The sequence below is a fragment of the Nocardioides sp. genome (genome assembly GCF_024509035.1).
GTDB lineage: Bacteria > Actinomycetota > Actinomycetes > Propionibacteriales > Nocardioidaceae > Nocardioides.
This window is the reverse complement of record NZ_JANINT010000087.1, coordinates 2,145-8,822: the sequence shown is the minus strand read 5'-3', so window position 1 is coordinate 8,822 and position 6,678 is coordinate 2,145. Positions and strand designations below refer to the sequence as shown.

Annotated in this window: 7 protein-coding genes and 2 pseudogenes; 7 read left to right on the top strand and 2 right to left on the bottom strand. The window is 72.3% G+C overall.

The genetic code is table 11. The features are described from left to right. Both Q0L15_RS07260 and Q0L15_RS07255 read left to right on the top strand, forming a co-directional pair. A pseudogene (locus Q0L15_RS07260) lies at positions 1-225 on the top strand (hypothetical protein); the annotation flags it as partial. Positions 226-451: 226 nt separating this feature from the next. Then, positions 452-841 carry a LysM peptidoglycan-binding domain-containing protein gene (locus Q0L15_RS07255; RefSeq protein WP_296603283.1) on the top strand — a complete coding sequence of 130 codons (390 nt, stop codon included), beginning with the start codon at positions 452-454 and terminating at the stop codon, positions 839-841. Between the two features lie 139 nt (positions 842-980). Here Q0L15_RS07255 and Q0L15_RS07250 read toward each other — a convergent pair whose 3' ends face one another. Continuing rightward, positions 981-1,355 (bottom strand): hypothetical protein, encoded by a 375-nt coding sequence (locus Q0L15_RS07250; protein ID WP_296603282.1) that lies wholly within the window; start codon positions 1,353-1,355, stop codon positions 981-983. A 38-nt stretch (positions 1,356-1,393) separates the two neighbouring features. Between Q0L15_RS07250 and Q0L15_RS07245 the strand changes: the two genes are divergently transcribed. Next, complete coding sequence (locus Q0L15_RS07245) at positions 1,394-2,329, top strand: ATP-binding protein (protein WP_296603281.1); 936 nt, start codon at positions 1,394-1,396, stop codon at positions 2,327-2,329. A gap of 51 nt (positions 2,330-2,380) precedes the next feature. Here Q0L15_RS07245 and Q0L15_RS07240 read toward each other — a convergent pair whose 3' ends face one another. After that, the gene (locus tag Q0L15_RS07240) at positions 2,381-3,154 is read right to left on the bottom strand and encodes a sigma-70 family RNA polymerase sigma factor (protein WP_296603280.1); all 774 of its coding nucleotides are present in this window, start codon (positions 3,152-3,154) and stop codon (positions 2,381-2,383) included. A 146-nt stretch (positions 3,155-3,300) separates the two neighbouring features. On the opposite strand from Q0L15_RS07240, the gene Q0L15_RS07235 reads away from it, so the two are divergent. The 4 genes and pseudogenes from Q0L15_RS07235 to Q0L15_RS07220 all read left to right on the top strand — a co-directional run. Continuing rightward, positions 3,301-3,819, top strand: a complete 519-nt coding sequence (locus Q0L15_RS07235) for a mismatch-specific DNA-glycosylase (RefSeq protein WP_296603279.1) — start codon at positions 3,301-3,303, stop codon at positions 3,817-3,819. A 10-nt stretch (positions 3,820-3,829) separates the two neighbouring features. Beyond that, the gene (locus tag Q0L15_RS07230; protein WP_296603278.1) at positions 3,830-4,558 is read left to right on the top strand and encodes a hypothetical protein; all 729 of its coding nucleotides are present in this window, start codon (positions 3,830-3,832) and stop codon (positions 4,556-4,558) included. Between the two features lie 403 nt (positions 4,559-4,961). Then, positions 4,962-5,477: a transcriptional regulator NrdR gene (gene nrdR, locus Q0L15_RS07225; RefSeq protein ID WP_296603276.1), complete on the top strand. Its 516-nt coding sequence runs from the start codon at positions 4,962-4,964 to the stop codon at positions 5,475-5,477. Between the two features lie 157 nt (positions 5,478-5,634). Continuing rightward, a pseudogene (locus Q0L15_RS07220) lies at positions 5,635-6,678 on the top strand (vitamin B12-dependent ribonucleotide reductase); the annotation flags it as partial.

The window sequence follows — 6,678 nt, the reverse complement described above, 5'->3', positions numbered from 1 at the left end:
GGGGGCCTGGGGGCGGCGCTCGTCCACTCGGGTGGACGCATCCTCACCGTGGACGAGGTCGCCGACGCTGCCGTCGCGTTGATCGGCTCCGGCCGCGTGGTGCGCACCCTGCCCACCTGGCGTGGCGCACTCGTCCGCGCGACCACGCTCGCGCCCTCGGTGGCCGGCCGGGCCACGGGGCTGTTCGCGGCCCAGGGGAGGCGCAGCATCGCCAAGGGGCGGTGAGGCGGGGCCCGGGCGGGTCGTCGCACTACCACGTCGCTCGAACAAATGTTCGTGTCGGGTCTTGAATCGTTCGAACACGTGCTCTACCGTCGTACACATGTTCGATCGAACGTCTGATCGAGTCGCTGGTCCAGACCGTCCTCCGAGGACTGTCGGTGGCCGCCACTAGAACAGTCGTCGAGAGAGCACGACCCGAGGCAGACCGCCACTTCCCCAGGAGGTCACGATGAGCACGACGATCACGACGCAGATCACCCCCCAGCTCGCTCCGCAGGTGCGGGCGACCCGGCCTGCCCGTCCCCAGGTGGGCGCCCAGCGCTCCGGCGCGGTCCGGCTCACCCGTCGCGGCCGCCTGGTGGTGCTCACGCTCGCCGTGCTCGTGATCCTGGCGATCGGCTTCGTGCTCGCCGGCGGCTCGGTCGCCACCAGCGAGCCCGGCACCCCCGAGCCCACCCGTGTGGTGATGGTCGGTGCGGGCGACACGCTGTGGGACATCGCGGCCGGCGTCGCCGACGGCGGCGACGTCCGCGCGATGGTCGACCACATCCGCGACCTCAACGCCCTCGACTCGGGCATGGTCACCGCCGGCCAGCGGCTCCTGGTGCCCACCGAGTAGGCGCCACACCCGGACCGTCGCCGCACGGTCCGCCACGATCATCGTCAGCCGCTTCGACCCCGGCTGGCGAGCCGGGGAAGACGAGGGGCGGGGCCTGGTGGCCCCGCCCCTCGCGGCGTCTCGGGGAGTCCGTCGTCGATCAGCGCGCCGCGCGACGTCCGCCGACCGGACGCTCCGTGGGAGCCTCGGGCGCGACGTCCTGGCCGGCCGGCGCGGGGCGTGGCGGTCGTTCGGCGGTGATGCCGAGGCGGCGCAGCACCCGGGCGACGAGCATCAGCCCGACGAACAGGCAGGCCACCGCCCCGGCCGAGGCGAGGGCCAGGAACCACCAGGCGGCCGAGTCGCCGTCGCGGGCGGTCGAGCCGAAGTCGATCGCGGCGTACACCAGGTAGCCCCACGCGACGATGCAGGCGGTGATGCCGAGGGCCAGCAGGAGCAGCGCCGGCTGGAACCGGCGCGGCGGACGCTGCCCGCGCCGCGAACCCGCCCGCTTCCCACCCCCGCTTCGTGCCACCGCGCCATTGTGTCCGATCCGCGGTTACCCTGCTGCCCGTGGGGGAGTCGGGGAGCGGACCACTCGGAGCCCTCGCCCACCTGGGATCCGAGCTCGACCACGCCACCGATGTCGACGCGGTGGCCCGGGCCGTGCTGCGCGAGCTCGGGGACCTGCCCGGGGTCACGCGCGTCGGGCTGGCGCTCACCGAGGGCGGCGGGCGCCGGCTGCGCTTCCTGCCCTCCGGTGAGGCGACCTGGTGCCACATCGACGCCTACGACGACGTGCCCCTGACCCGCGTCGTCCGCACGGGCGAGCCGGTGCTCGGCGGGCTCGACGACTTCGCCGGCCGCTACGCCGGGCTGCTCGAGCGCCAGCGCGCCGCCGGCACCCGCGCTCTCGCGGCGCTGCCCCTGCCGGGGCCCGCAGCACCCCTCGGCGGGCTGATCGTCTACTTCGACCGCCCCCAGCCCTTCGACGAGCAGCAGCTGCGCCGGCTGGCGGTGACCGCGCGCGACGCCGCCGCGGCCGTACGCCGGGTGCGGCGCCACGACGCGGAGGACCACGGCGACCCCGAGCTTGGTGATGGCCCCGCGTCCGAGCACCCGCACCGCGCCTCGAAGCGGCTGGCGAGCGACCCCCGAGCCGCCCGCGAGGCCCGGCGGTTCCTGCGCGACCTGCTCGCCACCTGGCAGGTGGGCGAGGAGGTGCTCGACTCCGCCGAGCTGTGCCTCTCCGAGCTGGTCACCAACGCCGTCGTCCATGCCGAGACGGCCTCGGTGCTCACGATCGAGCTGCAGGAGGACCAGCTGAGGGTCGCCGTCCGCGACCGCGGCGCGGGGGACGTGCCGGGCCTGGTCGAGGACGAGGACCCGCTGAAGGTGTTCGGGCGCGGGTTGCAGCTCGTCGACGCCCTGGCCGATCAGTGGGGCACCGAGCGGGACGACTCGGGCACCACGTCGTGGTTCGCGCTCCGTGTCGAGCGAGCGGCGTAGGAGCCCGCTCCTCGCCCGCCCGACACGGAGCGTCGGGTCTGTGGTCCGCCGTCAGGCGGCCAGGGTGACGTCCAGCTCCTCGCGCAGCCGCGCCATCAGGCGGGTGAGGAGGCGGGACACCTGCATCTGGGTGACCCCGATCGCCTCGCCGATCTGGGCCTGGGTGCAGCCGCGGAAGAACCGCATCTCGACGATCAGCTGCTCGCGACGCGACAGCTTGGCCAGCACCGGGGCGAGCACGGCGCGGGCCTCGGCGAGGTCGAAGCCCTCGTCGTGGAAGCCCAGGCGGCGGCCCATCGGGTCGTCGTCCTCCTCGTGGGCGGGGGCGTCGAGGGAGGCGGGTGCGAAGCAGCCGCTGGCGCCCAGGGCCTCGATGACGAGCTCGCGGTCCAGGCCGAGGTGGTCGGCGATCTCGGAGGGGCGGGGCGCGCGGCCGAGCTGCTGGTAGAGCTCTCCCTCGCAGGCGATGATCTTGGTCTGCGCCTCCTGGATCGAGCGCGGCGGGCGCACCGTCCACCCGAGGTCGCGGAAGTGGCGGCGCACCTCACCGCGGATCGTCGGGATCGCGAAGCTCAAGAAGTCGTGGCCGCGCTCGGGGTCGAACCCCTTGACCGCCTTGACGAGACCGACGTAGGCGACCTGCTCCAGGTCGTCGGTGGCGATGCCACGGCCACGGAAGCGACGGGTGGCGTCGACCGCCACGGCCATGTTGAGCCGGATCAGCTGGTCATCGAGCTCGGCGCGCTCGTCCGCGGTGGCGCTGCTGCGGAGGGCGAAGAGTCGGGCGGTCTCATCTGAACGGCTCGGTGCGGTACCTGCAGTCATCGGGGGTGACCTCTCGTGTCTTCGGTTGTCCAGCGGCCGTCCGACGACCGCTTCCGTAGGTCTGCCCCGGCGCGAGACGGCGCCAAACCAATCCAGCGTTAAATCACCCTCAGGGGTGGTCTATCCGTGTGGCAGAGTCCCGACGCGTGCAGGTGCTCCCCGACCTCGTGGCCTCCGACCCCGTGGTCGTCTTCTGCGGCCTGGCCGGCGCCGAGAGCACCAAGCTGCGCGACCACTACTACGAGACGCCCGGCAACTCGTTCTGGGAGTCGCTGCACCTCGCCGGGTTCTCGCCGCGGCGGCTGCCACCCGAGGAGGACCACCGGGTCGTCGAGCTCGGACTGGGGCTCACCGACCTCGTCGGCCATTGGGACCCGAGGTGGGTGGAGATCGACGCCCTCGTCGCCAAGCTCGACCGGTGGCGGCCCGAGTGGTTGGCGTTCACCAGCAAGGCCGTCGCCCACGAGGCCGCCCGCGCGCTCGGCGTACGACGGCCCGGGCTCGGGCCGGCCGAGTGGTACCTCGGACCGGCCCAGGTCTTCGTGCTGCCCGGGGTGTCGGGCGCCAACCAACGACGTGACTACGACGGCCGGCCCACCCGGATCTCGTGGTGGCACGACCTCGCGGCGCTCGCGGGGGTTCCGGGCGGTCCCGCCGACGTGTGACAGTGGCGAGATGAGGTCTCGGTTCCGTCACGCACCCACGGCCCTGCTCGCGGTCGCGCTCGCCCTGCCCGTCGCCGCCCCGGTCGCCGACGCGGCTCCGGTGGGTCCGGCGCCGCGGACGGTCACCGTGCGCGCCGACTGCGTCCCCGGTGGCGTCGTGGTGCTCTCCCAGGTCGCCGGCGCCGACTCCACCCACGTGACGATCGAGGGCCGCCACGTCTCCGACGGTCGGTGGCGTGGGGAGTACCTCCTCGAGGTGGGCGAGGACGACACCCACGACGTGCGCCTGGACGTGCGTGCCGAGGCCGGGGCGTTCCGGCACGAGTTCGACGTCCCCGGCACCGGCCAGGCCGCGATCCTCGACCTCGCGCGCGGCCGGGGTCGGGGCTGCTTCGCCTCCTACGACGAGGACACCCCGGCCACCATCGTCGGCGGACGCAACGTCGACGCGCTCGTCCGGCACCCCGGCCCGCGACGCCTGGTCGCCCGGGCCGGGCTCGACTGTGGCGAGGGCACCCGCTGGCGCGCCGAGCTGCGCGTGGAGCTCGCCGACCGCGAGCTGACCCTGCGCGGGACGCCCGTGCGCTGCCGCGACGGCCGGGCGGAGTTCGGCTGGCGGCGCGACCTCGACGCGCCCGGCGACCCCGAGGCACCCGTCGGGCTGACGCTGCTCGTGCGCGGCCCCGGGGGCCAGACGCGTTCGGTCGCCTACGACGCGACCAGTCCGGCGACGGACTGATCATCCCGCCGATCCGACGCCGCTCCGACACCGATCCGACGCCCATCCGACACCGCCCCGACACCGCTCCGACACGCCCGGTCGCGGCCTGTCTGGCCGGGCCACGGTGGCCCTGACCTGGGACTTTGTCGATCGCTCTCCACATACTCGAAGTACGTCGTCGCTCCACTTGCGCACCTCTCGTACCCGGGCGTACGGTTACCACTACATCTAGTAGTTACACCGCTGTAGTTATCCACATCTAGTTCACAGCTGGGGGCGGAAGACTCACATCCGACTGCTTGTTGTACACAGCAGGACCCCCGATATCCACAGCTTCTGCACACCCTTCACGGGTGTTGTCGGCGCGCCCTGACCACACCGACCTGACGAGACCGACCCGATGAGACGAGAGGAGTGACCTGTGCACTGTCCGTACTGCCGCAACACCGACACCCGGGTCCTCGACTCCCGGGTCGCCGACGACGGCGGCTCGATCCGGCGCCGGCGTACCTGCTCGGCGTGCGCCAAGCGGTTCACGACCGTCGAGATGATGCAGCTGACGGTCCTCAAGCGCTCGGGTGCCACCGAGCCGTTCGCCCGCGAGAAGGCCATCGCCGGGGTCCGCAAGGCGTGCAAGGGGCGCCCGGTGACCGAGGACCAGCTCGCCTGCCTGGGCCAGGAGGTCGAGGACGCGCTGCGCCTCGACGGTGCCGCCGAGATCCCCGCCCACGAGGTCGGGCTGGCGATCCTGGGCCCGCTCCGCGCGCTCGACGAGGTCGCCTACCTGCGCTTCGCCAGCGTCTACCGCGCCTTCGAGTCCGCCGACGACTTCGAGGACGAGATCGCCATGTTGCGAGCCGAACGGCCCGCTACCGCCGCCGAGCCCTCCGGCTCGGTGGTCGAGCTCGTCGAGACCCAGCCCGTCGCGACGGGCTGACCACAGACCGCCCGGCGTGTGTAGTGGGGAAGCTGCACGCGCCGGGCGCACCACCCACTTTCGGCGCCGACCGCCACTGCTCGGAGCAGTGTCGGTGCCCAGAGCAATGATCGAACCAACCACCTCGAGAGACGGGACCCAGGGGATGACGGAGACGGTGAGCGGGCGCACGAGCGCCCAGGCCAAGGCAGCGACGGGGGCAGGTCTGAGCATCGAGCGTGTCTTCAGCACCGAGGGGGTGCACCCCTACGACGAGCTGACGTGGGAGCGCCGCGACGTGGTGCAGACCAACTGGAAGACCGGCGAGACCGTCTTCGAGCAGCGCGGCGTGGAGTTCCCCGACTTCTGGTCGGTCAACGCCTCGACGATCGTCACCACCAAGTACTTCCGCGGCGCCGTCGGCTCCGACGCGCGTGAGTGGAGCCTCAAGCAGCTCATCGACCGGGTCGTGAAGACCTACACCAAGGCCGGCATCGACCACGGCTACTTCGCCACCCCGGCCGACGCCGAGGTGTTCGAGCACGAGCTCACCTGGCTGCTCGCCCACCAGTACTTCTCCTTCAACAGCCCCGTCTGGTTCAACGTCGGCACCCCGTCGCCGCAGCAGGTCTCGGCCTGCTTCATCCTCTCCGTCGACGACTCGATGGACTCGATCCTGAACTGGTACAAGGAGGAGGGCTTCATCTTCAAGGGCGGCTCCGGCGCCGGCCTGAACCTCTCCCGCATCCGCTCCTCCAAGGAGCTGCTCTCCTCCGGCGGCACCGCGTCGGGCCCGGTCTCCTTCATGCGCGGTGCGGACGCCTCGGCCGGCACCATCAAGTCCGGTGGCGCCACGCGCCGCGCGGCCAAGATGGTCGTGCTCGACGTCGACCACCCCGACATCGTCGAGTTCGTCGAGACCAAGGCGCGCGAGGAGGACAAGATCCGCGCGCTGCGCGACGCCGGGTTCGACATGGACCTCGGCGGCGCCGACATCACCTCGGTCCAGTACCAGAACGCCAACAACTCCGTGCGCGTCAGCGACGAGTTCATGCGCGCGGTCGAGGAGGGCACCGAGTTCGGCCTGCGGGCCCGCAAGACCGGCGAGGTCATCGAGACCGTCGACGCCCGCGACCTGTTCCGCAAGATCAGCCAGGCCGCGTGGGAGTGCGCCGACCCGGGCCTGCAGTACGACGACACGATCAACGACTGGCACACCAAC